Raw genomic sequence first — 25,580 nt, 5'->3', positions numbered from 1 at the left:
ACTTCCATACCTACAGACTTAGAAAAATCTGGCTAACTTGTGGTGCTATTCGTTGATCAAAGACCGCCTTCCATGAGAAAGCAGCCTCCAATCGTGGATATACATAACGCTTTTGCTCTATGCGAACCGATCAAATGGATTGTGTTCCGCCTCTGCTTCAGGAACCTGAATATTGCTGCGGTTGGTTGGGCTCCCGCCCAATGCGCTGACGTGTAAACGAAGTTCTCTCAAAAGCGCCGCGCTGAGGTCCTGTTTGAGCTGTACTCGAGCCCTCAGGATACACGCCGATTCCAGCAAAGCACGGTCGCTATGAACCAACCAGGGCAATTCGTCTGCAAAGGCACGCCAGACAGCCTGTTCCGTCTCGTTGAGATAATCCGGTGGCACCCCGAGCTCGCCTAGACCTTCCGGTTCGTTCCGTCCTCTGTACCGCTGTGGGTCTTTCTTTGCGGCGCCTGTCAGGATCGCCTTGCCAAGTGGTGTCTTTGGTCTGGGCATTCTGTACCTCGAATTTCTGAATTGCGGATATGTGTAAACGGCGGGTGTGTCGGTATGCAGTGTGAAAGCGACGATGATTGACCTACCCCCCTTGGGTTGGGATGCTCTGGCCTACTCCTTAGTCGACCTTCATTGTTCCTCCGTATGTCTCTTTGCTTCTCACAGAGTGGTTAGTATTAGTGTTCCAATTCAGAACCGACCGACCGGAGAGAAACCGGCCTGACGGGTTCTGATATGGAACCATCAGAGGTCTTTGGGTTCTCAAACGGAACCACAGATGATGGTGACGGGTCCGTCTCAGAACCGCTTTTTGTTTTTTGGGGCTGCCAGAACCGCCAATCATTGGTGGCGGCCTTCTTTCCAGATCGGGTCTGGGTCGCCTTGGTCGTCAACCGCCACTCGTGGGCTCGCCGGTGATACCAGTTGCCTTCCTGCTCCAGAACAAGGAAGCCCTTGTTCTGCAGATCCTCGAAAGCCCGCTGAACCGTGGCCTTGCCCAATCCCAGTATCTCTGCTGCTTCATTCATCGACAGAAAAACCTTGCCGTTGTTGCCGCCGTTGTAGCGGGAGTGAAGTTCCAGCCAGAGCTTCACTGCAGGTCCGGACAGAGCCCGCCATGCCGGGGACTTGATCATGGCGTAGGGCAAAGGGACGTATTGGCCCTCATCTGACCGTTTACCCTTGGGAGACCGCCGCCTACTCATCGCGACACCTCCGCTGGAAGTGCTCGGGAAGGGCATCCAACTCCGGAAGGTCGCAGCCGATATGCGCCCGGACGAGCCGGGTTAGGCCGGATTTGGACACACTGTACCCGAGTGTGTCCCAGGCCGCTCCCCCGGCCGGAAATTGCGGTCTCTGACGCTGAAACAACCATTGGATACCGTCCCGCCAAACTGCGACGCGGTAAACACCATGGCGAAAGAGCTCGCCCCGGTAGTTCTCAGCGGTTTCTCGATGATTGGTCTTGGAAAGGGGGCCGTCTTCCAGCCCGCTTTCATAGTTTTGATTGCGCGATTTGGAAAAGGACGTATCAGCCATGCTCAATCCGTCCTTTCCGCACGATCACCCGTTCAACCGAATGGCTCAGGGGCGACCAGTAGTACCGGCGCTCGTTTTGTCTTGTCGGCGCGGGGCATCCTGTGGCATCAACTGGACTTGCTAGGGTGGCAGTTGATGTCACTTGGAAAGCCCCATCTCCGCGCTTGGAGTTGGGGTTTTTCATTATGCAGCCTCGTTGTTGGGATCGGTGCGCCGGGCCGCCAGCCAGGCGTTCAGATCGACGCCGTGGTAGGCGATCCGCCGACCGATGCGGATAAAGGCCGGACCGCACATGCGGTGACGCCATTGAGCCAACTTTTCGCGGTTTCCCAGCAATTGCATTTCAGGGTCTTCTGGGAAATAGACCCGGTCGTCATTGAAGACATTTGCCATCGTTGAAATCCTCTTGGATCAGTTGCGATGGCAAAATAATGCATCTGGTTTAATCCGTTTGGCAGACACCTAAGCGGAAGGAATTAGAAGGAATTAATTCTTCAATTCCTCCGCGTATTTGTTGACCATTCGGCCGGAAATCGGAAAGCCAGCCTCCGTTAGCTCAGCCGCAATTGCGTCACCGCTAAGCCCTTCTGGTTTTCCGTTTGGATATCGGCGCAAAAACTCCAGCCTTGCACCAGTAGGTTTTGTGCCCCTCCTTTGTTTTGGACCAGTTGATTGTCCGGTTTTGCTAAGCAGCGCCGACAAACCCCAACGCTCTTCAATTGCACCGATGTTTTCCAAGAACTCTGCAAAACTATCAGGAAGGCCTGCATCGTTCCAAACAACCGCTCTGGAGATGAATGGGGACACATGCGCAGCAACATAACGCTCGCAGAATGCGTCATCAGAAAAGTGAGAGCTTCGGTTGAAACCAGCCCTTGAGTTGTTTTTCATTGCTAAGACGCCCATCGGAAAATCTAGAAAACAGTAGCGCTCTGCAAGGTCACCGCCATCGAAGGTTCCATTGTCGAAGTATTCTATAAACGTCTTGAGCTCAGTGTTGCTCCTCAAAGGCCAGCGAGGATAAACCCAATCCAACCTGTCCTCATGGACAAATACATAGTCATCTGGCTGGATAGTCTCTCCACTACTAGAAACCAATAAAGTGTTTGTTTTCATAAGAAGTTTAGCAAATATGCAATGGAACAAGATCGTGACAAAAAATTTTCCTCATTGTTTTTTCTGGCGTGCTCCATCCAAGCCGCTTCGTTTTTTGATGGCCGAAAGTTAGGATCAATCTCCCGTAATTCGTCGCCCCTGTGTTTAATCAGAAGCAGGTTCTTATCGGTTTCTGACATTATGACTTCTAAGGGGTCGCCACCCTTTTCTTCGACCAAATAGGCCAAGTAAATTCCGTATGACCAATCGCGAATGTAGTCAGTCATTAGCCCAAAGCTAACGTATCCTTCTGGTGCAAACATATAGTGCCCCCAATTCTCCTAACTACATTTTTTCAAATAGTTAGACCAGCCTTCCATCAACACCATCCGCCTTTCCAACAAATCCGACCGCGCATAGGCCCGCTCTACATCGGACCCAACTTGATGAGCCAATGCCGCCTCTGCTACTTCCCGTGGCGCGTTTGCAGCCTCCGCTGCCCAATCCCGAAACGAACTGCGGAAGCCATGCACAGTGACGCCATCATGCCGCATCCGGCGTAGTAACATCAGCATGGACATGTTCGACAAGGGCTGATGCCGCTTTTGCCCCTCGAACACATAGTCGGAGGCCAGCGCACGCAGCGGCTCCAGAATTCCCAGCATTTCGTCGGTGAGAGGCACGCGATGGACCTGCCCGCCTTTCATGCGCTCCGCTGGAATGGTCCACAGGCGCGCATCGGCATCGACCTCGGGCCACTTCATCTCCAGCACTTCTGAGGTCCGGCAAGCGGTCAGAATGGTGAACTGCAGCGCTTTGGCGGCCATGGCTGAGCGGGTCTGCAACTCGGCATAGAACGCCGGCACCTCTTGCCATAGCATAGCGTCGTGGTGCTGCACCTTGGCTTTGACGGTAGGCAGCACCTTGCCTTCGCGGATCGCGGTCACCGGGTTCTCTCCCGAGCGGAGGCCCTTGGACTTCGCCACGTCGAGCACTGTCTTGATCCGCTGCGACAGTCGCTTTGCGGTTTCGTGTTTCTCGGTCCAGATTGGGGACAGGCACATCGGCACTTCGGGCTGATCAATGCTGTCCACGGGCATACGGCCGATCTTGGGGAACGCATAGTCGCGCAAGGTGTTGAGCCATTGCTGCCCATGCTTGGCATTCTTCCACGTGGGCAGGCGATCAATGTGGACCTGGCGGCTGAGTTCTTCGAAGGTCGGGATTTCATGCTGAGCATTGAAACGCGGGTTCAGCCCGGACTTAGCCATGCGTCGATATTCGAGGGCTCTTTCCCGCGCTTGGTTCAGAGTGACGACATCAGCGCCGCCCAAACCGAAGTCCGTTCTCAGCGGAGCGCCCTTGCGGTTCTTCTGTCCTTTGACCGTTACGCGCACGATCCAGCGCCGTGCGCCCGACGGATCGACAACAAGGTAGAGACCAGACCCGTCGCCACGACGACCCGGACCGAGATTCTCTACCAACTTCTTTGTCAGTTTCCCGCTTAACGCAGACAAAAAAATACCACAAAATGTACCACTCAATGAATCACACTAAAGGTAATTCAGCAAAATTTAAGATGGCACTAAGAGACAGTAAGCGCTGATTTTTTATGAATATACGGCATGTTAAACATGCCATGCCAACTTATCATAATGGATGGATGGCGGAGACGAAGGGATTCGAACCCTCGAGACGGTTTCCCGCCTACTCCCTTAGCAGGGGAGCGCCTTCGACCACTCGGCCACGTCTCCGCTGGCCGGTATATCCTTGCCGGACGGCCAGATACAAGGCGATTTTCAAAGGGTTTCGCATTTTTCTTCCCAGCACCATCCGATTGCCGGGAACGACGACGAAAACCCAACCGCTCTGGGGTTGGGGTGGGTGCACAGACGACCCAGGATCCCCCCCTCACCAACATCAATTTTAGAAAACTTGCCAAACATGTGCTGTTTAAGGCATATTTGATCAGACATAAAACTTAATAAATTTAATATTTTGAATATGTAGGGGGCACAAAACCGGGCAGTGAGCAATTTGCTCACCATACGAGCTATGGGGGAATGGAAGCTTGGCCTGGTTAAGAGTGCTATTCGTTTTAATGTGTCTATTGCTGGTGCCTGCACAGGTGCTGGCCAATATTGGAAAGGTGATTGGTGTCAAGCCAGGCGCGGAAATCACCCGAGGTGGAAAATCACAACCGTTGCAAGCCGGAATGGATGTCGCGTCGGGGGATTCGATCTCGACCGACGGGAATGGGCTGGTGCAACTGGTCTTTGTCGATGAAACCAAAATAGCCATCGGGCCGAATGCCAGTATGGTCCTGGACGTGACGATGCTGCGCGGCAATCGCAAGGCAAAATCATTTGCGGTGCAGGCATTGGGCGGCAGTTTCCGCTTCATTTCAGGCAAAAGCAAAAAGCGGGCCTATTCGATCAAGACCCCGACGGCGACGATGGCCGTGCGCGGGACAACGTTTGACATGTGGGTCATTCCGGGCGCTCAGAGCGCCATGTTGGTGCTCGAAGGCACGGTCCGCATGTGCGGAAATGGCGGTTTTTGCCACTCGGCAGGCCGACAGTGCAGTTTGTTTGCAACCAACCAGCGGGGTGGAGTCGGGCGTCCGGTGGATCAGGCACAATATGATCTGGCGCTACAAACCGGATTTCCCTTTATCCAATCTCAACAGGACCTGCTGAGCCCTCTGCAGGTCGGTATTGGTGGGTGCGCGGGCGAAGCGGCCCCCTTGCCCGTGCCCAAATCCGATCCGCCGCAGCCACCACAATTCGTGCAAGAATCAACGCCTCAACCGGTTGTGCTGCCTGAACCCCCGGCTCCCGAGCCACCCGTCCCGGATCCAGAACCGGATCCAGAGCCTGAACCTGAACCTGAACCTGAACCTGAACCTGAGCCGGAACCTGAACCCGACGTGAAAGGCAACCGTTCCGGTCAGGCCGACGGTTCCAATCCCGGCGGACAGAGCGGCAACACGGATGGGTTTGACAATCCGGGGAAAGCCAAAGGTAAAGGTAAAGGCCGAGGCAAAGGCAAACGCGCCTGAATAGAAACGACGCCAGATTTAGTCGGAGGCCGACTTGCGTTTGAAATCCAAAGAGAGAACGGGACGGCGACGGGCGTTTCGCCTGGTCGGGCTTGGCCTGATTCTGTTTGGATGCTTCATCCGGATCATGGACCCTTACCCAGTGCGGATGTCGCGGATGATCTATTTCGATTTGCTGCAACGGATGTCGCCCCGCGAATACACACCTGACCTGCCGGTGCGAGTCGTGGATATTGACGAAGAGTCTCTGGCCAATTGGGGCCAATGGCCCTGGCCACGCACATTGCTGGCGCAGATGGTCCAGAACCTGGGCGAGAATGGCGCAGCGGCTATTGCTTTTGACATGCTGTTTGTCGAACCGGACCGATACTCACCCGCCCGGTTGCTCAACGACCCTGCGCTGGACGGTGTTCTGACCGTGGAACGTCATGCGCAGAAGGTGGACTATGACGTGCTTTTCGGACTCGAGGCCGCACATTGGCCGGTGGTGATGGGCACGGCGGCGCGTATCTCGCAGGAGGGCAGCAATGTTACCCCCAAGGCCGGGATTATCGAGGTCGGAGAAGCACCGACCTCCGGGTTGATCTCGGTCCCGCATTGGACGCCGATCGCGCCTCCCTTGGATCGCAGCGCTGCGGGGATTGGCGGGGTAAACGTCTCGCCCCTGGGTGGTACCGGGATCATCAGACGCGTCCCGGTTTTGTGGGGCGGCCCGAACGGTCCGATGCCCGGTTTGGGGATCGAAGCGCTGAGGGTCGCGCTGGACGCACCGTTCATTCTGGCCGAGGGCTCGGCAGATGAGGAAGGGATCATGCTCGCGGTTGAGCTGGGAGATTTCCGCCTGCCGACCACCGAAAACGGTGAGGTCTGGGTCAGGTATCGACATGACCAGCCGGACCTTTACCTATCGGCCGACAGGGTCATGCAAAACCCAGGTGATCCCGCACTCAGGGCGGAGATCGAAGGACGGATTATCCTTGTCGGTACCTCGGCGGCGGGTCTGTTCGACATGCATCAGACCGCGCTGGGCGAGTCGGTGCCGGGCGTGTCGATCCACGCGCAGTTGCTGGAGCAAATTTTTACAGGTGAAATGCTAAACCGGTCGGATGTGACGGCAGCACTGGAACTGGTGTCTTTCGTATTGCTAGGCCTGATCGTGATTGCAGTGATGTCCAGTTTTGGCGCGGTCGCCTCATTCGTTGCTGGCGGGGTGGCAGCGGCCGCGGTTTTGGGCACCAGCTGGCTTGCTTTTCAGAACCAGCTCACCCTGTTTGACGTGACCTTTCCACTGCTGGGTGGAATGGCCAATTTCGGCTTACTGGCGGGGTACCTATTTGTCACGACCGAGCGGGAAAAGCGGGAAATCCGGCAGGTGTTCTCACACTACGTTGCCCCGGAAATTCTGGATGAGATGGAGGTTTCGGGCCATCGCCTGCAACTGGGTGGCGAGACGCAGGAAATCACCGTCATGTTCTCGGACATCAGGGGGTTTACGCCGCTGTCTGAATCCGTGTCGGCCACTGATCTGGTGGCATTGCTGAATGAGCTGTTCTCACAGGTCGGAGATCAGATCCTGCACGAACGGGGAACCATCGACAAGTTCATTGGCGATGCGGTCATGGCGTTTTGGAACGCGCCGCTGCCAGTCGAGGATCATCCCTGCCGCGCCGCCCATTCAGCGCTGTTGATGCGGCAGGCCTTGATCCGATTCAACGCCTCCGATGTCATGAAGGGTCGCCCACCGATCGCATTGGCGACAGGATGCGCCACCGGTCTGGCTTGTGTGGGCAATATCGGATCGCGCAGCCGGTTCAACTATACGGTCATTGGCGATGTGGTGAATGTGGCCGCTCGGATCGAACAAAGCTGCCGCCACGTGGAATATGACATCCTCGTTTCCAGCTCCGTCTACAAGGCCGCGCGGCAGGATCTGGCGATGCTCGAAGCTGGATTTGTCGATCTGAAGGGCAAGTCCGAGCTTGAGGCTGTTTTTCTTCTGGTTGGTAACACTACGCTGCGCACTTCGCCTGGGTTTATGGAACTCGCGGCGGCGCATGGCGATATGATCGCAGCCATTCGACAGCGGCAATCCTATGTGCAGATTAAGAAGCACTGCAACCTGTGCGCAACGCTGGCGACCGAGGTCGAACCGGGGCTTCGCCCGTTCTATCAAGCTGTTCCGGGTCGGGCGGCTGATTTCCGGTCAGATGTACAATCGGACCAGATCATGTTCAGCCACCGCGCACAGGCGAACCTGCCTTCGGCTTAGATCCGACCTGGTTACATCAGGTCGTTTTCCACATCCTCGGCGGAAATGCCCAAAGCGTCCAAACCGTTTTCCAGATGATCCGACAGATGTGGCGTTCCGATCAGGTAATCCGCGCAGGGGGTCGAGGCCTCGGACTTGGCGGTGGCGATGGCTTCGGCCAGATCTTCGGCGAAAAAGCTTTCGCGCCCGATCCACATGACCGCAACCAATTCGGCCTGCTCATCTTCGCCCATCCGGTCGATGAAAGCGCGCAGCTCGCCCTCGGCCCGGTCCAACTCACGTCCCATCATGGCGACCTGAGCGATTTTTCTTGCCGAGATTTCCAACATGTCCCAACTCCTCGTGTTCGCGGTCTCTATAGTACCACAACCACTCTCGCCGGGCTGAGTCTTTGATCTTACGCAAACTAGGGCCAGGAGCCATTAATCTTGCGCCACTGGCGCGCGAACGGCAAAAAAGCAGTGCTTTTGGGTGCGCAGGGACTGGCGGTGTCAATTTCAAGCGATCAAAGCCGCTGCTTTGCAGCGGTTCACGCGCCAGTGGCGCAAGATTAATGGCTCCTGACCCTAGGGCTCGCGGATGCGCGAAACCGGATGATCGGGCACGGGTGCATGGCGGAACGGACGAAAACGCGCCTTCTTCAACTTAAGCTTCAACGCCTGCCAAAGGATCAGGAAAAACGCGCGCCGCGCGCCGAAGGGACGCCGGACCAAGGACCATAGGATTGTCCGATCCGACAGCGGTGCGCGTGGGCCGCTGAGGGTCGCAATCAACCCGCCTTTCTCGCGGCCATAATCGATCCAGACACCTACCTTGTCAGGCCGATAGTCGAAGCGAAATGTATAAGATCCTTCGATTTTCTGAAACGGTGATACATGCATCAACTTGTCCGCCACGATCCGGTCCGAGGGCTGAATGGGCGCGAAATTCGGGTTGTGGCACAGATAACTGTGCCGCGTGCCAAAGGTATTTGTTACCTCGGCCACGACAGCGTAAAGCTGATCATCCTCATCAAAACAGAACCAGAAACTGACCGGGTTGAATACGTGACCCAACACACGCGGCTGCGTTAGCAGGGTCAGAGTTGCGGGTTGTGACACACCCAACTGTGTGAACTGATCGCGCAGCCATGCCGCGCCCCGGCCTTTCCCCGGCACACCGCCGTGATCGCGTTTGCGCCAGTTGACGATGTTCGCGCGGTCCAATGAAAACAAACGTGGCGTCTGAACCTCGGCCTCGGGATTCAGCAGGATATAGTCGACCGAGTATCGGAAGGCATTTTCAATCGCCCCCTTCCGGCCATGATAAGTGTGGCCTGCGATATGGTCGATCCGGTTCATGCCACTTTTTCCAATCTGCCTGTAAACCGTTCAATCGGCGCTGTTTTCGCCCGTCCTTGGATATTCACATTACGCTGAAAACACTGCAACGGATTAAAATTATCTGTGAGAGTGATCCGACTTGGGACCTTCCACGTAATATGGTTATGTTTACCGAGAGCGATACCGCGCGCTTGGATGAACCGGTGGCCGATGGGCCCGTAGTGAGGCCATTGCGCGTCAAGCGACGCATCAAGGGACGACCGGTGAACCACGCAAACGGCAGTTGTGAGACCAGAACCGAATGGGTGGGCCATGTGGCCCGCATCCGGGACGCGCAGGATCAGGCGGCTTTTGCCGAGCTGTTTCAGCATTTTGCGCCTCGGGTTAAAGCGTTCCTGATCAAGTCGGGGTCGGATGCGGCCATGGCCGAGGAATGCGCTCAAGAGGTGATGGCGACCTTGTGGCACAAGGCGCATCTGTTCGACCCAACTCGGGCGACCGTGGCCACATGGGTGTTCACGATTGCACGGAACAAGCGCATCGATGTGCTGCGCAGGCAACGCCGCCCCGAGCCCGAAGATCTGGGATGGGGTCCCGAGGCCGAGCCGGATCAGCACGACGTCATGGCGCTGCAACAGGAAACCGCGCAGCTGCGCGACGCGTTGACCGCGTTGCCCGAGGCGCAAAGAGAGTTGATTGAAAAGGCCTATTTTGGCGACCTGAGTCATCGCGAGATCGCCTCGCAGACCGGATTGCCGCTGGGCACGATCAAATCACGTATTCGGCTGGCGCTGGACCGCTTGCGCCATGCTATGAACTGAGATGACGATGATGAGCAACAAGATTAAACATCACCTGACTGACGACCTGCTGATGGCCTATGCCGCAGGCACACTGCCCGAGGCGTTCGACCTGATGGTCGCCACGCATCTGACCCTGTGCGACCATTGCCGCGCGCGGGCTGAAAGCTTTGATGCGGTGGGCGGGTGCGTGTTGCAGGAACAGGACGCCGCCGTCAGCATGAACGACGGGTCGCTGGCCGCTACCATGGCGATGATCGCCCAAGGTGCCCCTATTGCCAAACCTGTGCGTCCGGGCTGTTCGGTCCTGCCGACTCCGTTGCAGGATTATGTGGGCGGCGACGTCAATGATATCAAATGGCGATCGATCGGCATGGGCGTGAAACAGGCGATTCTACCGACCACCCATGAGGCGACTGCGCGTTTGTTGTTCATTCCCGCCGGGGCTGCCGTGCCGGATCACAGCCACAATGGCATGGAATTGACGATGGTGCTGCAGGGTGCGTTTTCGGATGAGGTCGACCATTTCGCACGTGGCGACGTGGAAATCGCAGATGAAGACCTGCACCACACGCCGACTGCAGATATTTCTGAGGATTGCATATGTCTGGCCGTGACCGATGCGCCGCTGAAATTCAACAAGCTGATGCCGCGCCTGTTCCAGCCGTTTCTACGGATCTGAAGATTAGGTGTGCATCGTGCTCAACTGACCTTGCGGAACGGAGGGTTCTTGCATGATGAAACACCTTATCTTTATCGCTGCGACCTTGGGGCTGACCTTCCCGGTCTCGGCACAGAGTGTCGCCGAGGTCAAATTCCAACCCGGCAACTATGGCACGATGGTCAGCGGCACAATCACCGGGAATGAATATTTCGACTATTTGCTCGGCGCGCAGGCCGGGCAGGAGATGTTTGCCGAACTCAATGTCAGCGACACAAATGGCAACGGCGTGATCTATTTCAACATCCTGCCGCCGGGCAGCGAGGGTGAGGCGATTTATATCGGTTCCATCGACGGCAACACGGCGCGTATCGATCTGCCTCAAAACGGAAACTATACGATCCGGGTTTACCTGATGGGCAATGACCGCGATACCGGCAAGACAGTTGGCTATAATCTGGATCTGTCGATCCAGTAGCGCCTACCCCTCGGTCTTACCCAGGGGCACCACGTTGGTGTGATCGTCCGGGGCCAGTTCTTCGAAATCGAAATTGTCCAGCCGCTGCGCCCGGCGGCCTGCCTTTTCGGCGCTTATTTTGATCTCTGAGATATCCTTGGCGGCCTGCCCGAAGTGTCGATCAAGGTTCGAGACGCGGTCGCCCAGACGTTCGACATCCTTGTGTAGCATGCCCAGTTCCTTGCGAATGGCACCGGCCTGTTCGCGCATCCTGGCGTCTTTCAGGATCGCACGCATGGTGTTCAGCGTGGCCATGCAGGTGGTAGGTGACACGATCCAGACCCGTTTGCTGAAACTCTCCTGCACCAATTCGGGGAACTTGGCGTGCAGCTCGGCATAGACTGCCTCGGACGGCAGGAACATCAGCGCGCCATCGGCGGTTTCGCCGTCCAAGATGTATTTCTCGGCAATGTCGTTGATATGTTTGCGCACGGTGCTTCGGAACATCTGCACCGCCGCTTTTAACTCGGCATCATTGGTGGACCCGATCAGCGCCTCATAAGCCTCAAGCGGGAATTTGCTGTCGATCACGATGGGGCCCGGCGGGTTCGGCAGGTTTATCAGGCAATCGGCGCGCCGCCCGTTCGACAGCGTGGCCTGCAACTGGAAACTGTCCGAGGGCAGCGCCTTCGACACGATGTCATTCAGCTGAATTTCCCCAAACGCGCCGCGGGTCTGCTTGTTCGACAGGATATCCTGCAAGCTCAACACATCGCCCGACAGTTTGGTGATATTGTCCTGAGCCTTGTCGATGGCGGCGAGGCGCTCCTGCAATTGCGTCAGCGAAGTAGCGGTCTGTTTCGACGAGCCATGCAGCGACTCCTTCATCCGCTCCTGCATTTCGGCCAGCGCACGGGCAGATTTCATCGCGTTATCCGCCAGCCGATCATTCATCTGCTGCTGGACTGAGGACAGGCGCGACTCAACCGTTTGAATCACCTGCACCTGCGCATTGGCCTGCGTATCTGACACATGCTGGAGCCCCCCGCGCAATTGTTCCTGCCCCTGACCCAATTGCTGCACATGCTGACCCAAATGCGCCATCTGCCGCGCCAGCGGCTCGGCCATGCGTGCCGACCGCTGCGCCGCCCGCAGTGACAGAAACAGCAGCAGCAGGATCAGCGCCACCACGCTGCCCCCAATCAGGATCACGGGGTCGTTCAGGGCGATTTGGGTGCCAGCAATCTCGATCATGTCGCCTCGGATGTTCTTGTTTTATTCTTCATATCGCGCGCACGCGGCGGGATCAACTGCGCCCGAACAGACGTTCGATATCAGACAGTTTCAGTTCCACATAAGTCGGCCGCCCATGGTTGCATTGACCGGAATGGGGCGTCGCCTCCATCTCGCGCAGCAAGGCGTTCATTTCCTCGGCTCGCATCCGACGGCCCGACCGGACCGAGCCATGACAGGCCACCCGGCTGAGGATCGCCTCGATCCGCGCCTGCACAGTCTGGCTTTCGCCCTGATCAGCCAGCTCATCAAGGATATCCAGGATCATCGCGCGGGCGTCGACTTCGCCCAGAATGGCCGGGGTTTCACGCACTGCGATGGCCCCGCCGCCGAAGGGTTCCAACGTCAGGCCAAGTCGGGTCAGGTCGTCGGCCACGGCCTGCAGCCGCGCACAGTCGCCGTCGGACAGTTCCACGATCTCGGGGATCAGCAGCGCCTGCGCGGCGACTCCGTTCTTAGCCATCTGGTGTTTGAGCTTCTCATAGACCAAGCGTTCATGCGCCGCGTGTTGATCGACGATCACCATGCCATCGGCGGTTTGGGCGATGATGTAATTTTCGTGCACCTGCCCGCGGGCCGCGCCCAAGGGCAAGTCCTGTGCCGGAGGTTCCTCCGCGGCGACCGGAGCGGGTTCGACAATGCTGCCGCTGTAATCCTGCGACAGTTCCGCAAAGCCCGGCGCCTGGGCCCGGTAGGCCGTGTGCCGCGCCGCTGCTGAGGGTCGATCCATTTGATACACCCGCGCCGGGGCGGGCTGCGCCGCTTCTGGCCGCATCGCGCCCAAAGTCGCGTTTGCCACGGTTGAAGACGCCCGATGCCCCGCCTCGGCCAGCGAGTGGCGCAGGGCCGAGACGATCAGCCCCCGCGCCACGCCGGGATCGCGAAACCGGACCTCGGACTTCGCCGGATGCACGTTCACATCCACCAGCGTCGGGTCACAGTCTATGAACAGCGCCGCCGCCGGGTGGCGGTCACGGCTCAGGAAATCGAAATACGCCGCCCGCAGCGCCCCGGTCAGCATCTTGTCCCGCACCGGACGGCCATTGACGAACAGGTACTGCGCCACCGCAGCACCGCGCGAATAGGTCGGCAAGGCGGCGTATCCGTACAGCCTGATCCCCTCACGCGTAGCGTCGATCTGCAACGCGTTCTCGGCAAACTCGCGCCCGATCACGCGAGCCAGACGGGCGTGCAAGGCATCGAACAGATCGCCATTCTCTCGGTCGGCGCGGAAGGTCACGCGCCCCTCTCCCCCGCCCGAGACATCGCGCAGGGTGAAGGTGATCGCGGGCTCTGCCATCGCCAGACGTTTCACGGTGTCGGTGATCGCCTGTGCCTCGGCCCGGTCGGTGCGCATGAATTTCAGCCGGGCGGGCGTGGCAAAGAACAAGTCGCGCAGCTCGACCACCGTGCCCGCGCGCAAGGCTGCGGGTTTCACCGCCTCCATTCTGCCACCCGAGACGTGAACCGACGCGGCCTCGGCCCCCGGCACGCGACTGGTAATGGTTAGTCGACCTACGGCCCCCAGCGAGGGCAGCGCCTCGCCCCGGAACCCAAATGTGTGGATGTTCAGCAGGTCCGAGCCGTCGATTTTCGAGGTCGCGTGCCGCGACAAGGCCAGCGGCAGATCATCCGCCACAATCCCGCAGCCATCATCGGTGACGCGAATCAGCGTCTTGCCGCCATCGGCAATATCAATGGCAATTCGGGTCGATCCCGCATCAATCGCATTCTCGACCAGCTCTTTCACAGCCGAAGCGGGGCGCTCAACAACTTCACCCGCCGCGATACGGTTGATCGCTGCGTCGTCCAATTGCCGAATTACGGGACGGGATTCGCTGATATTGGGGTTTGCCTGCGCCATACCCCCAGACCTAGCACAGGCACGCACGATTCTACCACTGGTTTGCAGAGGTCAATTTTCTGATTGAGGGGGCGTTCGGACAATCGTCGTGTCACCCAGTAAAGCAACACAGAGGCAACGATTGTCCGAACGGTCCAATGTGAGTGGTGGTCGTTCGCTTGATGCGGCGTTCGTAGCACGAAAAGGCTATTGAGGCTTGCGAACTCTGGCCAGTCAGTGGTGTTGGGCAAAGTTCAGCCGACATAAGCGCGCGATTACGCCGATCCCGGTGCCCCGGCGCGCGTCCGGCATGGCCCCCAGATTGCCGCCACGGCCAGGATCAGCCCAGCTACCGTTGCGATCATACCCGCCGCACTGACGGCATCCGCCATGCCCAACCACAGGGGGCCATATCCGGCCAGCACATAGCCCAGCACGGCCGAGGTCACTGCAAAGGCGACGGACCAGGCGATTTGCGTTTCCAGCCGATTGGTCATCATCCGCGCGGCTGCGGGTGGGCAGATAAACATGGCGATCACGATGATCGACCCCACCGCATCAAACGCTGCTACGGCAGCGATGGCAGCGGTGATCACCAGCGCAAACCCAAGCGGGCCGGTCCGGATACCGATGGTGCGGGCAAAGCCCTCGTCGAAGGTAGAGATCTTGAGCGGCCGCCAGAACAGCCATATAAACACAGACACCGCGGCCAGCGTCAGTGCGATGCGCAACAGTTCAGGCGGCAAGCCCGCCAGTGCGTCAATATCCAAAAGCGACGACCAACCCACTGCGTCCAGCCAGATCAGGCTTTCCAGATTGCCATAGAGCGCATGTTCCACGTCCAGATGCACGGTCGAGGTATCGGTCTGCTCCAGCAACAGCACCCCGGCGGCGAACATGGTGGTAAATACCACACCCATCGCGGCACCGGGTTCGATCTGGCCCAGCCTCCGGATCGCCTCGATCATCACCACGGCGACCACCGCAGCCCCCGCCGCACCCAGCATCATGGGCCAGGTCGAGATCGCTCCGGTCAGGATAAAGGCCACCACAATTCCCGGCAGCACCACATGGCTGATCGCATCGCCAATCAGCGCCTGTTTGCGCAGCACCAGAAAGTTGCCCGGCAACGCGCAGGCAATCGCCGCAAAAGTGCCAATCAACAAGGGCGTTAAGGACAGGGGGACAAACTCTTCACCGCTCATGCCACCACCCCCTGCGGGCCGCCGATCTGGCGGTCAATCTCGGCGATCTGGTCGCGGGTCAAGACGGTCTCAATATCGCGCAACCCGTCATAGAGCGCGGCTGTCGCCTCATGCGCCTGATCGGCACGGACGATTTCCCAGCGTTTCTCATCCCGCAGAGCCTTGGCGGCGCGGGCCTTGCCAGCCTCGGTGGCGACGCCATCGGCGCGGGCCAGCCCGGCGCGTTTCAACAGACGCAGGGTCAGGGGTTCGTAGATCTTCTGCCCCTGCGCCAAGGCCAGCAGGCCTTGACGAATATGAACCCGGCGCTGAAAGCGCAGATGACGCAGCACGGCGGCCAGAACGCCACGCACCGGAGCAAGCAACAGCGACAGGGCAAACAGGGCAAAGCTGACCAGCACGATGATCGGACCCGTCGGCAGGTTCGGGGCCGAGGCCGACAGCGCCGCGCCGACATAGCCCGAGACCCCTCCGGCGACCCCTGCCAACAGGACCACCCGGTCGGACCGTTCAGTCCAGAACCGTGCCGTGACGGCAGGGATGATCAACAATGCCACGATCAGGATCAGTCCGACGATTTTCAGGCCGACCACGGTGACGGCCATCACCAGCCCCATCATCGCAAGGTCGATGCGATGCACCGGCAGCCCTCGGGCGGCAGCATATTCAGGGTCAAAGGCCACCATCGTCATGGGTCGGCGCAGGATCATCACCAGCACCAGTGTCGCAGCGCCTCCAACAGCGATGATCAGCGCATCCGCCCATAGCATCCCGGCGGTCGAGCCCAACAGGAACCCTTCCAACCCCGCCTGACGACCCACGCCCATAGTCTGGATCACAGTCAGCAGTACGATACCGAAGCCAAAGAACACCGACAGAACCGCGCCGATCGCGGCATCCTCGGCCAAACGCGTGTGGCGGGTCAGCCAGTTCATGCACAGCAGGCCCATCCAAGCCGACAGGGCCGATCCGGCCAGCAGTCCCAGCAGGTTACGTCCGTCGCCGCCAAAGGCAACCAGCACCATGAAGGCCAGACACACACCGGGCAGCGTAGCATGGCTGATCGCATCGCTGACCAGCGCGCGTTTGCGCAGAAACAGGAACGTCCCCGTCACCCCCGCCGACACGCCCAGCAGCGCAGCCCCAATGGCAACAAGCGAGGCGTTATAGCCCAGCTGAAGGGTCAGAGCGTCCCAAAGCATGGATTATCCCAGCGCGCGCGAGATCTGGTCGATTTGAGCGGTGGCCAGACGGCCCCCATAAGCAGCCTGCAATGTCTCGGCGGTAAAGGCCTGATCCACTGGGCCCTCGGCCACTTTGCTGGTGTTGATCAGGAAGACATGGTCGAAATAATCGGTGACGGTGGCCAGATCGTGATGCACGACGACCACGGTCTTGCCGGTCTCTTTCAGCGCTTTCAGCACCGCAATGATGGCCTTTTCGGTGGCCGCATCGACTCCGGCAAAGGGCTCATCCAGCAGGTACAGGTCAGCATCCTGCGCCAGAGCGCGCGCCAGAAACACCCGCTGTTGCTGACCGCCCGAAAGCTGACCGATCTGACGGTCCGCGAAATCACGCATACCGACACGGTTCAGGCAATCCATCGCGCGCGCGCGATGACGACCCCGAATGCGGCCCAGCAGACCCAACTGACGCGACAGACCCATCAGGACCACGTCAATCACACGGGTCGGGAAATCCCAATCCACACTGGCGCGCTGCGGGACATAGGCGATGTGGGCGCGTTGGGACTCGAGCGGTTGACCGTGGACCGTTACCTGCCCCGAAAGCGCCGACACGATCCCCAGCGCGGCTTTCAACAAAGTCGACTTGCCCGCACCGTTCGGCCCGATAATCGCGGTCATAGCGCCGGGCTGCACCGTCATATCCACCGAGAACACAGCGGGTTTCTGACCATAGGACACAGTCAGGCCGCGAATGGCCAGCGGGCTGCGTTCAATCCCGTTGTCCTGAACGGATACGCCCTGATGTGCTGCAAGCTCCAGCATCGCTCAAAACCCCGCCGACAGTTTACCGTTCATGCCCAGTGCCGGTGCATCTGCACCCAACGCAGTGGCAATGACGGTGATATTGTGATCCAGCATTCCGATATAGGTGCCCTCATACGTGCCGGGTTCGCCCATCGCGTCTGAATAAAGTTCACCGCCCACATCCACCTGATGGCCCTTGGCCGCGGCACCCTCGATCAGCGCGCGCATGGACCGGTCCGAAACCGAGCTTTCCACGAACACCGCCGTCAATTTCTGATCAACCAGCGTATCGACCAGTTCGCCGATCCGGTTCAGACCAGCCTCGGACTGGGTCGAGATGCCCTGAATGCCCAGCACCGCATAGCCGTATTCCGCACCGAAATAGCCAAATGCGTCGTGGGCCGTCACCAGAACGCGGTTGTCCTTCGGGACGGCGGCCAGCATCCGTTTCCCATAGGCTTCCAACTGGGCAATCTCGGCCAGATGGGCCTGCGCATTGGCGGCGAAAAACTCGGCCGCTTCGGGGCGGGTGTCGGTCAGCGCATTTTGCACCTGAACCACAACGTCGCGCCACAGGGCCGGGCTCATCCACACATGCGGGTCGTATTTGTCGGCGTAATCATCATGGGCGCGCAGCTTGGACGTGTCGATCCCTTCGGCAACGGCCACCACGTTGCGCTTGCGAGACAGGTCGTGGAAGAAATCCTCCATTTGCGCTTCAAGATACAGGCCGTGCCATAGGATAAGATCTGCGCGGGTCATGGCAACGATATCGCTGCGGGTCTGACGATAAGCGTGCGGGTCTACACCAGGGCCCATCAGGCCCTTGACCTCGACTTGATCCCCGCCGACCTGACGCACGGCATCCGCAATCATACCGGTCGTCGCCACCACTTTAAGCGGCGCTTCGGCCAGCACCGACATCGGCAGAGCGACGGCAAAAGCCAGCGCTGCAAGAAAGCTACGACGAATCATGTCAGACCCCGATCTGATATCCCCATGACTGTTAATATGCGAACCATTCGCAACTTAGTCAATGCTATTGCGAATTATTCGCAAAAAAGGCGGCCATATTTGTCCATTTGGTCAAAAAAATGGCTGAAACGCACTCGCTTGCCCTTTTCTTTAGACGCAACCCATGCGATTTTGGCGCAAATCTCCCAAAGGACGCGATGATGGAAACGCAGAGCCCCGTGCGCACCGCGCATCTGCCGCAAGTGACCGAACCCCGCAATCCGGGTATGGATCTGGATTTGGACTGGGTGTGCGCCGTGCAGGCCAACACCTCAGCCATTGAACGCCGTGCCGCCACCCTGCCCGGTCGTCGTTCGGTAAAGAAAGATTATCAGGCCGCTTGGCTGCTGAAGGCGATCACGATGATCGACCTGACCACTTTGTCAGGCGATGACACGGTGGGCCGCGTGCGCCGCTTGTGCGCCAAGGCGCGTCAGCCTGTAGCCCCCGCGCTATTGCAAGCGATGGACATGCCGCCGATCACCACGGGTGCGGTCTGTGTCTATCACGACATGATCGAACCAGCTGTTGCGGCGCTAAAAGGCACTGGCATTCCGGTGGCTGCTGTCTCGACCGGGTTCCCTGCGGGTCTGTCCCCCTTCCATCTGCGCGTGGCCGAGATCGAAGAAAGCGTAAAGGCCGGGGCCGAGGAAATCGATATCGTGATCTCGCGCCGTCACGTGCTGTCAGGCGACTGGCAGGCTCTGTATGACGAGATGAAGGCTTTCCGTGCCGCCTGTGGCGACGCCCATGTCAAAGCCATTCTGGCGACCGGAGAATTGGGCAGCCTGCGCAATGTCGCTCGCGCCTCGGTCGTGTGCATGATGGCGGGGGCGGATTTCATCAAGACCTCGACCGGCAAGGAAAGCGTCAACGCCACACTGCCCGTGTCGCTGGTGATGATCCGTGCGATCCGCGATTACTATGACCGCACAGGATACCGCGTCGGCTACAAGCCTGCGGGCGGGATTTCCAAGGCCAAGGATGCGCTGGTCTATCTGTCGCTGATCAAGGACGAGTTGGGCGATCGCTGGCTGGAGCCGGACCTGTTCCGGTTCGGCGCCTCGTCACTGCTGGGCGATATCGAGCGGCAGTTGGAACATTATGTCACCGGGGCGTACTCGGCTGGCTACCGTCACTCCATGGGCTGAGGACAAGAACAATGACAGTCAAAGAGATTTTCGAAACCATGGATTACGGCCCAGCCCCCGAAAGCGCAGCCGAGGCGCTGGCTTGGCTGGTCGATCAGGGTGACAAATTCGGCCACTATATCGACGGGGCCTTCACCAAACCCGGTAAAGGGTTTGACAGCCGCAACCCGGCGACCGGAGAAGTGTTGGCCAAGCTGACTCAAGCCAAACACGCCGACGTGGACGCCGCAGTGGCCGCAGCCCGCAAGGCGCAACCCAAGTGGGAGAAGCTGGGAGGCGCGGGACGGGCGCGGTATCTCTATGCCATTGCGCGCCTGCTTCAAAAGCATTCGCGTTTGTTCGCGGTGCTGGAAAGCCTCGACAACGGCAAACCGATCCGTGAATCGCGCGACATCGACATCCCTCTCGCCCAGCGGCATTTCTATTACCACGCTGGCATGGCGCAGCTGATGGAAAGCGAGTTGCCCGATGCCCAGGCTCTGGGCGTTTGCGGGCAGATCATCCCGTGGAACTTCCCGCTGCTGATGCTAGCGTGGAAAATCGCGCCCGCGCTGGCGATGGGAAATACGGTGGTTCTGAAGCCGGCCGAGTATACCTCGCTGACTGCACTGCTGTTTGCTGACATCTGCACGCAAGCCGGGCTACCCAAAGGTGTCGTCAATATCGTGACCGGAGACGGCGCGGTAGGCGAAATGATCGTCAACGCCGACGTAGACAAGATTGCCTTTACCGGCTCGACGGCCGTTGGGCGGCGCATCCGCGAGGCAACCGCTGGATCCGGCAAGGAACTGACGTTGGAGCTAGGCGGCAAGTCCGCCTATATCGTGTTCGATGACGCCGATATCGACAGCGCCATCGAGGGGCTGGTCGATGCGATCTGGTTCAATCAGGGTCAGGTCTGCTGTGCAGGTTCGCGCCTGTTGGTACAAGAAGGTATTGCCGACAGGTTCCACGCCAAGCTGCGCGCACGGATGGATGGCTTGCGCATCGGCGATCCGCTGGACAAATGCATCGACGTGGGCGCAGTTGTGGACCCGATCCAGTTGCAGACGATCAAAGGCATGGTCGACAGCAACACCGCAGGTGAGGTTTATCAGGCGGCCTGCGCACTGCCCGAAAATGGCTGTTTTTACCCGCCTACACTGATTTCCGGCCTCGAAACCTCGGACCCTCTGATGCAGGAGGAAATCTTCGGCCCGGTTCTGGTCTCGTCGACCTTCCGCACCCCAGCCGAAGCGGTCGAGTTGGCCAACAACACCCGCTATGGGCTGGCCGCGACGGTCTGGACCGAGAATGTGAACCTCGCGCTCGATATCGCGCCCAAGCTGGTTGCGGGCGTGGTCTGGGTGAATGCCACCAACCTGTTCGACGCAGCCGCCGGTTTCGGAGGCGTGCGCGAAAGCGGATTTGGCCGTGAAGGCGGCTGGGAAGGACTGGCCGCCTATACCAAACCCAAAGGCAAGACCAAGCCGCTGGCCAAGGTCGAGGCTGCAATGGGCCAAGGCGCGCCGGTTGATCCTATTGACCGAACCGCCAAAATGTATGTTGGCGGCAAGCAGGCGCGACCAGACAGCGGATATTCGAAACCCGTATGGGGCAAATCCGGCCTGCTGGGCCATGTGGGTCTGGCCAACCGCAAAGACGTGCGCAACGCGGTTGAGGCCGCGGCGGGCGCAAAAGGCTGGTCCAAAACCACCGGCCATCCACGTGCGCAGATCCTGTACTATATCGGCGAAAACCTCTCGGCCCGCGCGGATGAGTTCGCGGCGCGGATCGACGCCATGACCGGCGGCAAGACCGGCGCGGCTGAGATTGAGACCTCGATCCAGCGCCTGTTCACCGCCGCTGCATGGGCCGACAAATATGACGGTCAGGTGCATGGCGTTCCGATCCGGGGTGTTGCCCTTGCGATGAAGGAACCCGTTGGTGTGATTGGCGCGCTGTGCGCGGATGAGGCGCCTTTGCTGGGCCTGATCTCAGCTATGGCCCCGGCGATTGCGATGGGCAACCGGGTGGTGCTGGCAGCCTCCGAGCCCTATCCGCTAGCGGCAACGGATTTCTACCAGATCCTCGAAACCTCGGACGTGCCTGCGGGCGTGGTCAATATCCTGACCGGCAGCCACGCGGAGCTGGCCAAACCCCTGGCCGCGCATCTGAATGTGGATGCGGTCTGGTCATTCTCATCGACCGATCTGTCGGCCGAGATTCAGAAAGCCTCGGCGGGGAATCTCAAGCGGACATGGGTCAACAATGGGGCCGCTACAGACTGGAACGCGGATCAGACGCGCCGCTTCCTGCAAGCCGCGACCGAGGTCAAAAACATCTGGGTGCCCTACGGCGAGTAGGCCCCCAGAACCAAACCCAGTGGTGCATATGCGCGAAAACACGCGCATATCACCGATTAACATGTGAATTCGTTCATATACAGATAACCCCACGTCCCTCAGCGTGGACCCATTCCAGATGAGGGTGGGCCGATCATGCTGAATATCCCGTTTGAAATTCCTGACTACATACAACTGACCACAATGGTCGGTGTCTTCGGCGCGGGGCTTTATATCCTGAACTATTTTCTGCTTCAGATGGGCATGGTGCGCGGCACTGGTGTGACCTATCCGGTGCTGGTGATTGTCGCTGCCAGTTGCGTGCTGATCAGCATGATGCGCGAGTTCAATCTGGCAGGCTCGATCATCCAGATGGCCTATATCTCGATCTCAGTTCTAGGCTTGCTGCGCGGGTACCTGTCACGTCATCTGGTGCGTTTTTCCGACGCCGAACGACAGTTCATCGCGCATCATCTGGAGACGTTGAAACCGCATCAAGCCCGGCGGCTGCTGAACACCGCAACTATTCAGGAGTTCCCGGCGGGCAGCAAGCTGATCGAAGAGGGCAAGACCACCGATTTTCTGGGTTTCGTCCTCAGCGGACAAACAACCATCCTGAAGGACGATCAGGTGATCAACCGCTGCGGGGCTGACGAAATACTGGGCGAGTTGACATTTAGCCTGGGATTGCCCGCAACGGCCACGGTAAAGGCCACCGAGCCCACCACCTGCCTAGTATTCGACAATATCCAACTCACGCGCTTGCTGCGCCGGAATCGCCATATCGACGATGCGTTGAAGGCCGCGCATTTCAGACATGCGCGGCAAAAACTGCTGAGCAGCAACAAACACACCCTTCGGGCGCAGAACAGCTCGGTCGCAGCCTAGGCGTTAGCCATCCAGCCCTTCGGGCTTACCAACGATGGTGAAATGCAGCCCCTCCGGGTCCAGCAGTTCCGAGGCAACACGATTCACATCCTCAAGCGTGACCGCGTTCACCTGATCGTTGCGGGTGGCGATATAGTCGATGGGCAAATCCTCCATCTGCATCCCGACCATGATCCCGGCGATCTGGCTATTGCCATCGAACCGCAAAGGATAGGCGCCCGTCAGATAGGTCTTGGCATCGTCCAGCTCTTTCTGGGTGAAGCCTTCATTGGCCGCACGCGCCCATTCATCCCGGATGACGGACACCGCGTCCGCGATCCGGTCATTTGAAGATGAGACCGAACCCAGATAGACCGAGGCCAGATCCTTGGGCACCAAGAAGGTCGACACCCCATAGGTCAACCCGCGTTTTTCGCGCACTTCCTGCATCAGACGGCTTTCGAACCCACCGCCGCCCAGCATGTGATTGAGGATGAAGGCTGCAAAGAAATCGGGATCGTCACGATCGATACCCGCATGACCAAACAGAGCCACAGATTGCGGCGTGTCAAACTCGACAACACTGACCCCGCCGGAGATGTTGACTTGCGCCGGTCCGGGGATCGGTTTGCCTGTTTCGGGCAGATCGGCCAGCAGGTGATCCAGCAACCTGCCGAGTTCTTCGGGCGTGATATCGCCCACAGCCCCTACATAGAGCCGATCTTTGGCAAAGACGTTCTCATAGGCATCAACCACGTCGTCTCGGGTCAGGGCGGTCACGCTTTCGATCGTTCCCTTGCCCTCGGTTCCATAGGGGTGATCCCCGTAAGCCATTCGCGCAAAATTGCGTCCGGCGATATCGTTCGGGCTGGTCTGATCCGACCGCAAGCCGGACAGAACCTGCGCCCGCACACGATCCACCGCGTCCTGATCGAAACGCGGCTCGTGCAGGGTCACACGCAGCAGGTCGATCACTTCGTCCCGGTTTTCAGTCAGGAACTGCGCCGAGACCGAGACGGTATCGTCACTAGCGTTATAGCCAAACGATGCCGCCAGCGATTCAAGCTCACGCGCATAGGTTCGGGAATCCATGTCGCCCGCGCCTTCCTCGATCAGGCCGCTCATCAGATAAACGGCCCCCCGATTTTCTGGGTCGTCCAACGAGGTCCCGCCGCGGAACCGCAATTCCAAAGCGGTGAACGGGATCGAGTGATCCTCAACCAGCCACGCGGTGATGCCACCAGGCGATGTCACCTCCTGAATTTCGATCTCAGCCCAGGCGGGCAATGCGATCACGAATGCAATCAGGGTTGCGAAAATTCGTTTCATTGCGTCACCTCATCGTCGCGCATCAGCCAACCCGTGACCGAAGTTTCCAGCTGTAGAACCTCGCGGGCGGCAGCGATGATTTCTTCCCCGGTTACGGCCTGCAGGACATCCGGCCAGGCCTGCACGTCCTCGACCGTCAATCCGCTGGTCAGGGCCCGGCCATAGCGATTGCCGATCCCGTCCACATTGTCGCGCGCATAGGTTTGCGAAGCGCGAAGCTGCATCTTGATCCGGTCCAGATCCTCTTGGTTAACACCGTCGGCAATGAACCCGGCCACGGCTGCATCCATGGCTTCTTCGGCCTCTTGCAGGGAAACGCCCTGCGCCGGAACGATAAATAGATCAAAGGTCGTGTCATCCAACGACACGCCGCGATAGAACGCCCCGGTGTAAACGGCTTTCTGTTGCTCGAATTGCAGTTTTTCGGTCAGGTATGACGTGTTCCCACCACCCAGCAATTCGGCCAACATGAAAAGGGCTGCGGCCTTTTCCTGTTCGCCCGCGTTGCGTTCAGGCGCCAGATAGCTGCGCTGCACGTAGGGCTGCGATACACGTGCGTCCTTGAAGGTCAGCCTCCGCGCGGCCGTCTGTGGCGGCTCTTGCGAACGGATGCGCTCGGGCAGGTCCGGGTTGGCGGGGATCACGCCATAGTATTTTTCGGCCAGCGCCTTGACCTCATCGGGCTCGACATCGCCTGTCACAACCAGAATGGCGTTATTGGGCGCGTAGTGCGTCTGGTAGAAGGACAGAGCGTCCTCCATGTCCAGCGTCTCCATCTCGTGCCGCCAGCCGATGATCGGAACCCCGTAGCGGTGGTTGAGGTATTGCGACGCGTTCATCTGTTCGCCGAACAGGGCGCGGGGGTTATTGTCGGTGCGCTGGTTGCGTTCCTCAAGGATCACATCACGCTCGGTCACGATATCATCCTCGGACAGGCGGATATTGCGCATCCGGTCCGCCTCCATTCGCATCATCAGTTCCAGCCGGTCGGCGGCGACGCGTTGGAAATAGGCGGTGTAGTCATACGAAGTGAATGCGTTGTCATTGCCGCCGTTGGCCGCCACCGTGGCCGAGAACTCACCCGGTGCCAGCGTATCAGTTCCTTTGAACAGCAAGTGTTCCAGAAAATGCGCCACACCGGACGATCCGACGGGTTCATCCGCCGAACCTGCGCGATACCAGACCATATGCTGCACGACAGGGGCACGGTGATCCTCGACCACGACGACATCCATGCCGTTTTCCAGCGTGAAGGTTGTGACCGCCTCCTGGCCAACTTCGGCAAAGACCGGGGTGGCAGCAATCAAGGCAGCCGACAGGGCAAGGGCCCGTACCATGGGGCATCCTCCGTTTGTTGTCTGA

General features: G+C 59.0%; 25 protein-coding genes and 1 tRNA gene. 8 read left to right on the top strand and 18 right to left on the bottom strand.

Translation table 11 applies throughout. The annotated features are described in order from the left end of the window. Positions 1 to 117: 117 nt before the first annotated feature. From ACR0DB_RS08870 to ACR0DB_RS08835, 8 genes are all read right to left on the bottom strand, one after another. Positions 118 to 498, bottom strand: coding sequence for a hypothetical protein (locus tag ACR0DB_RS08870; protein WP_480550228.1), 381 nt, complete (start codon positions 496 to 498; stop codon positions 118 to 120). Positions 499 to 674: 176 nt separating this feature from the next. Further along, a complete protein-coding gene (locus tag ACR0DB_RS08865; protein ID WP_480550226.1) occupies positions 675 to 1,091 on the bottom strand; it encodes a helix-turn-helix domain-containing protein in 417 nt (138 codons plus the stop codon). Between the two features lie 103 nt (positions 1,092 to 1,194). Beyond that, positions 1,195 to 1,536, bottom strand: a complete 342-nt coding sequence (locus ACR0DB_RS08860; protein ID WP_170789457.1) for a hypothetical protein — start codon at positions 1,534 to 1,536, stop codon at positions 1,195 to 1,197. 183 nt (positions 1,537 to 1,719) lie between these two features. Continuing rightward, positions 1,720 to 1,929, bottom strand: coding sequence for a MerR family transcriptional regulator (locus tag ACR0DB_RS08855; protein WP_170789589.1), 210 nt, complete (start codon positions 1,927 to 1,929; stop codon positions 1,720 to 1,722). A 93-nt stretch (positions 1,930 to 2,022) separates the two neighbouring features. Then, positions 2,023 to 2,652 carry a hypothetical protein gene (locus ACR0DB_RS08850; RefSeq protein WP_480550223.1) on the bottom strand — a complete coding sequence of 210 codons (630 nt, stop codon included), beginning with the start codon at positions 2,650 to 2,652 and terminating at the stop codon, positions 2,023 to 2,025. Beyond that, the gene (locus tag ACR0DB_RS08845; protein WP_480550221.1) at positions 2,649 to 2,954 is read right to left on the bottom strand and encodes a hypothetical protein; all 306 of its coding nucleotides are present in this window, start codon (positions 2,952 to 2,954) and stop codon (positions 2,649 to 2,651) included. Before ACR0DB_RS08845 ends, ACR0DB_RS08850 begins: the two co-directional genes overlap by 4 nt. 18 nt (positions 2,955 to 2,972) lie before the next feature. Then, a complete protein-coding gene (locus tag ACR0DB_RS08840; RefSeq protein ID WP_480550219.1) occupies positions 2,973 to 4,115 on the bottom strand; it encodes a tyrosine-type recombinase/integrase in 1,143 nt (380 codons plus the stop codon). A gap of 180 nt (positions 4,116 to 4,295) precedes the next feature. After that, positions 4,296 to 4,385: transfer RNA gene (locus tag ACR0DB_RS08835), tRNA-Ser, on the bottom strand. 347 nt (positions 4,386 to 4,732) lie between these two features. Here ACR0DB_RS08835 and ACR0DB_RS08830 point away from each other — a divergent pair. Next, the gene (locus ACR0DB_RS08830) at positions 4,733 to 5,692 is read left to right on the top strand and encodes a FecR family protein (protein ID WP_480550217.1); all 960 of its coding nucleotides are present in this window, start codon (positions 4,733 to 4,735) and stop codon (positions 5,690 to 5,692) included. A 34-nt stretch (positions 5,693 to 5,726) separates the two neighbouring features. Then, entirely contained in the window at positions 5,727 to 7,961 is a 2,235-nt protein-coding gene (locus ACR0DB_RS08825; protein WP_480550216.1) for a CHASE2 domain-containing protein, read from the top strand. 11 nt (positions 7,962 to 7,972) lie between these two features. Here the strand turns inward: ACR0DB_RS08825 and ACR0DB_RS08820 are convergent, their stop codons facing one another. Then, complete coding sequence (locus tag ACR0DB_RS08820) at positions 7,973 to 8,290, bottom strand: DUF3775 domain-containing protein (RefSeq protein WP_170408475.1); 318 nt, start codon at positions 8,288 to 8,290, stop codon at positions 7,973 to 7,975. A gap of 237 nt (positions 8,291 to 8,527) precedes the next feature. Beyond that, on the bottom strand, positions 8,528 to 9,301 hold the full coding sequence (locus ACR0DB_RS08815; protein WP_480550214.1) for a DUF1365 domain-containing protein: 774 nt from the start codon (positions 9,299 to 9,301) through the stop codon (positions 8,528 to 8,530). A 146-nt stretch (positions 9,302 to 9,447) separates the two neighbouring features. Here ACR0DB_RS08815 and ACR0DB_RS08810 point away from each other — a divergent pair, with 146 nt between their 5' ends. Genes ACR0DB_RS08810 through ACR0DB_RS08800 form a run of 3 tightly spaced genes read left to right on the top strand, consistent with a single transcriptional unit; the run spans position 9,448 to position 11,222 of the window. After that, complete coding sequence (locus ACR0DB_RS08810) at positions 9,448 to 10,104, top strand: sigma-70 family RNA polymerase sigma factor (protein WP_170773067.1); 657 nt, start codon at positions 9,448 to 9,450, stop codon at positions 10,102 to 10,104. A gap of 10 nt (positions 10,105 to 10,114) precedes the next feature. Continuing rightward, on the top strand, positions 10,115 to 10,765 hold the full coding sequence (locus ACR0DB_RS08805) for a ChrR family anti-sigma-E factor (protein WP_480550212.1): 651 nt from the start codon (positions 10,115 to 10,117) through the stop codon (positions 10,763 to 10,765). 52 nt (positions 10,766 to 10,817) lie between these two features. Beyond that, positions 10,818 to 11,222: a hypothetical protein gene (locus ACR0DB_RS08800; protein ID WP_480550210.1), complete on the top strand. Its 405-nt coding sequence runs from the start codon at positions 10,818 to 10,820 to the stop codon at positions 11,220 to 11,222. Between the two features lie 3 nt (positions 11,223 to 11,225). On the opposite strand, the gene ACR0DB_RS08795 is transcribed toward ACR0DB_RS08800, so the two are convergent. From ACR0DB_RS08795 to ACR0DB_RS08770, 6 genes are all read right to left on the bottom strand, one after another. Continuing rightward, positions 11,226 to 12,455, bottom strand: coding sequence for a DNA recombination protein RmuC (locus tag ACR0DB_RS08795; protein WP_480550208.1), 1,230 nt, complete (start codon positions 12,453 to 12,455; stop codon positions 11,226 to 11,228). A gap of 52 nt (positions 12,456 to 12,507) precedes the next feature. Beyond that, positions 12,508 to 14,358, bottom strand: a complete 1,851-nt coding sequence (gene mutL, locus ACR0DB_RS08790; RefSeq protein WP_480550206.1) for a DNA mismatch repair endonuclease MutL — start codon at positions 14,356 to 14,358, stop codon at positions 12,508 to 12,510. Between the two features lie 254 nt (positions 14,359 to 14,612). Further along, positions 14,613 to 15,542 (bottom strand): metal ABC transporter permease, encoded by a 930-nt coding sequence (locus ACR0DB_RS08785; protein WP_480550204.1) that lies wholly within the window; start codon positions 15,540 to 15,542, stop codon positions 14,613 to 14,615. Next, positions 15,539 to 16,744, bottom strand: a complete 1,206-nt coding sequence (locus tag ACR0DB_RS08780; protein WP_480550202.1) for a metal ABC transporter permease — start codon at positions 16,742 to 16,744, stop codon at positions 15,539 to 15,541. The genes ACR0DB_RS08785 and ACR0DB_RS08780 overlap by 4 nt, the downstream gene beginning before the upstream one ends. 3 nt (positions 16,745 to 16,747) lie before the next feature. Next, positions 16,748 to 17,551 (bottom strand): metal ABC transporter ATP-binding protein, encoded by an 804-nt coding sequence (locus ACR0DB_RS08775; protein WP_480550200.1) that lies wholly within the window; start codon positions 17,549 to 17,551, stop codon positions 16,748 to 16,750. Positions 17,552 to 17,554: 3 nt separating this feature from the next. Continuing rightward, the gene (locus ACR0DB_RS08770; RefSeq protein ID WP_480550198.1) at positions 17,555 to 18,508 is read right to left on the bottom strand and encodes a metal ABC transporter solute-binding protein, Zn/Mn family; all 954 of its coding nucleotides are present in this window, start codon (positions 18,506 to 18,508) and stop codon (positions 17,555 to 17,557) included. A gap of 200 nt (positions 18,509 to 18,708) precedes the next feature. Between ACR0DB_RS08770 and deoC the strand changes: the two genes are divergently transcribed. The 3 genes from deoC to ACR0DB_RS08755 all read left to right on the top strand — a co-directional run bounded on the left by deoC (position 18,709) and on the right by ACR0DB_RS08755 (position 22,910). Further along, positions 18,709 to 19,698, top strand: a complete 990-nt coding sequence (gene deoC, locus ACR0DB_RS08765; RefSeq protein ID WP_480550196.1) for a deoxyribose-phosphate aldolase — start codon at positions 18,709 to 18,711, stop codon at positions 19,696 to 19,698. Positions 19,699 to 19,709: 11 nt separating this feature from the next. After that, positions 19,710 to 22,043, top strand: a complete 2,334-nt coding sequence (locus tag ACR0DB_RS08760) for an aldehyde dehydrogenase family protein (protein ID WP_480550195.1) — start codon at positions 19,710 to 19,712, stop codon at positions 22,041 to 22,043. Between the two features lie 135 nt (positions 22,044 to 22,178). After that, the gene (locus ACR0DB_RS08755) at positions 22,179 to 22,910 is read left to right on the top strand and encodes a cyclic nucleotide-binding domain-containing protein (protein ID WP_170785097.1); all 732 of its coding nucleotides are present in this window, start codon (positions 22,179 to 22,181) and stop codon (positions 22,908 to 22,910) included. A 3-nt stretch (positions 22,911 to 22,913) separates the two neighbouring features. On the opposite strand, the gene ACR0DB_RS08750 is transcribed toward ACR0DB_RS08755, so the two are convergent. Both ACR0DB_RS08750 and ACR0DB_RS08745 read right to left on the bottom strand, forming a co-directional pair. Then, positions 22,914 to 24,218 (bottom strand): M16 family metallopeptidase, encoded by a 1,305-nt coding sequence (locus ACR0DB_RS08750; protein WP_480550192.1) that lies wholly within the window; start codon positions 24,216 to 24,218, stop codon positions 22,914 to 22,916. Continuing rightward, positions 24,215 to 25,555, bottom strand: coding sequence for a M16 family metallopeptidase (locus tag ACR0DB_RS08745; RefSeq protein WP_480550190.1), 1,341 nt, complete (start codon positions 25,553 to 25,555; stop codon positions 24,215 to 24,217). Before ACR0DB_RS08745 ends, ACR0DB_RS08750 begins: the two co-directional genes overlap by 4 nt. Positions 25,556 to 25,580 lie beyond the last annotated feature (25 nt).

The organism is Ruegeria sp. AB6 (assembly GCF_056542685.1).
This window is presented reverse-complemented; position numbering and strand designations above follow the sequence as displayed.

Excerpts from the sequence above, each read along its gene's own strand:
- ACR0DB_RS08760 (WP_480550195.1), top strand. The coding sequence starts at position 19,710 with ATGACAGTCAAAGAGATTTTCGAAACCATGGATTACGGCCCAGCCCCC.
- ACR0DB_RS08805 (WP_480550212.1), top strand. The coding sequence starts at position 10,115 with ATGAGCAACAAGATTAAACATCACCTGACTGACGACCTGCTGATGGCC.
- ACR0DB_RS08810 (WP_170773067.1), top strand. The coding sequence starts at position 9,448 with ATGTTTACCGAGAGCGATACCGCGCGCTTGGATGAACCGGTGGCCGAT.
- ACR0DB_RS08785 (WP_480550204.1), bottom strand. The coding sequence starts at position 15,542 with ATGAGCGGTGAAGAGTTTGTCCCCCTGTCCTTAACGCCCTTGTTGATT.
- ACR0DB_RS08800 (WP_480550210.1), top strand. The coding sequence starts at position 10,818 with ATGATGAAACACCTTATCTTTATCGCTGCGACCTTGGGGCTGACCTTC.
- ACR0DB_RS08755 (WP_170785097.1), top strand. The coding sequence starts at position 22,179 with ATGCTGAATATCCCGTTTGAAATTCCTGACTACATACAACTGACCACA.
- ACR0DB_RS08750 (WP_480550192.1), bottom strand. The coding sequence starts at position 24,218 with ATGAAACGAATTTTCGCAACCCTGATTGCATTCGTGATCGCATTGCCC.
- ACR0DB_RS08850 (WP_480550223.1), bottom strand. The coding sequence starts at position 2,652 with ATGAAAACAAACACTTTATTGGTTTCTAGTAGTGGAGAGACTATCCAG.
- ACR0DB_RS08830 (WP_480550217.1), top strand. The coding sequence starts at position 4,733 with ATGTGTCTATTGCTGGTGCCTGCACAGGTGCTGGCCAATATTGGAAAG.
- ACR0DB_RS08815 (WP_480550214.1), bottom strand. The coding sequence starts at position 9,301 with ATGAACCGGATCGACCATATCGCAGGCCACACTTATCATGGCCGGAAG.
- ACR0DB_RS08795 (WP_480550208.1), bottom strand. The coding sequence starts at position 12,455 with ATGATCGAGATTGCTGGCACCCAAATCGCCCTGAACGACCCCGTGATC.
- ACR0DB_RS08870 (WP_480550228.1), bottom strand. The coding sequence starts at position 498 with ATGCCCAGACCAAAGACACCACTTGGCAAGGCGATCCTGACAGGCGCC.
- ACR0DB_RS08845 (WP_480550221.1), bottom strand. The coding sequence starts at position 2,954 with ATGTTTGCACCAGAAGGATACGTTAGCTTTGGGCTAATGACTGACTAC.
- mutL (WP_480550206.1), bottom strand. The coding sequence starts at position 14,358 with ATGGCGCAGGCAAACCCCAATATCAGCGAATCCCGTCCCGTAATTCGG.
- ACR0DB_RS08860 (WP_170789457.1), bottom strand. The coding sequence starts at position 1,536 with ATGGCTGATACGTCCTTTTCCAAATCGCGCAATCAAAACTATGAAAGC.
- deoC (WP_480550196.1), top strand. The coding sequence starts at position 18,709 with ATGGAAACGCAGAGCCCCGTGCGCACCGCGCATCTGCCGCAAGTGACC.
- ACR0DB_RS08855 (WP_170789589.1), bottom strand. The coding sequence starts at position 1,929 with ATGGCAAATGTCTTCAATGACGACCGGGTCTATTTCCCAGAAGACCCT.
- ACR0DB_RS08780 (WP_480550202.1), bottom strand. The coding sequence starts at position 16,744 with ATGCTTTGGGACGCTCTGACCCTTCAGCTGGGCTATAACGCCTCGCTT.
- ACR0DB_RS08745 (WP_480550190.1), bottom strand. The coding sequence starts at position 25,555 with ATGGTACGGGCCCTTGCCCTGTCGGCTGCCTTGATTGCTGCCACCCCG.
- ACR0DB_RS08775 (WP_480550200.1), bottom strand. The coding sequence starts at position 17,551 with ATGCTGGAGCTTGCAGCACATCAGGGCGTATCCGTTCAGGACAACGGG.
- ACR0DB_RS08820 (WP_170408475.1), bottom strand. The coding sequence starts at position 8,290 with ATGTTGGAAATCTCGGCAAGAAAAATCGCTCAGGTCGCCATGATGGGA.
- ACR0DB_RS08770 (WP_480550198.1), bottom strand. The coding sequence starts at position 18,508 with ATGATTCGTCGTAGCTTTCTTGCAGCGCTGGCTTTTGCCGTCGCTCTG.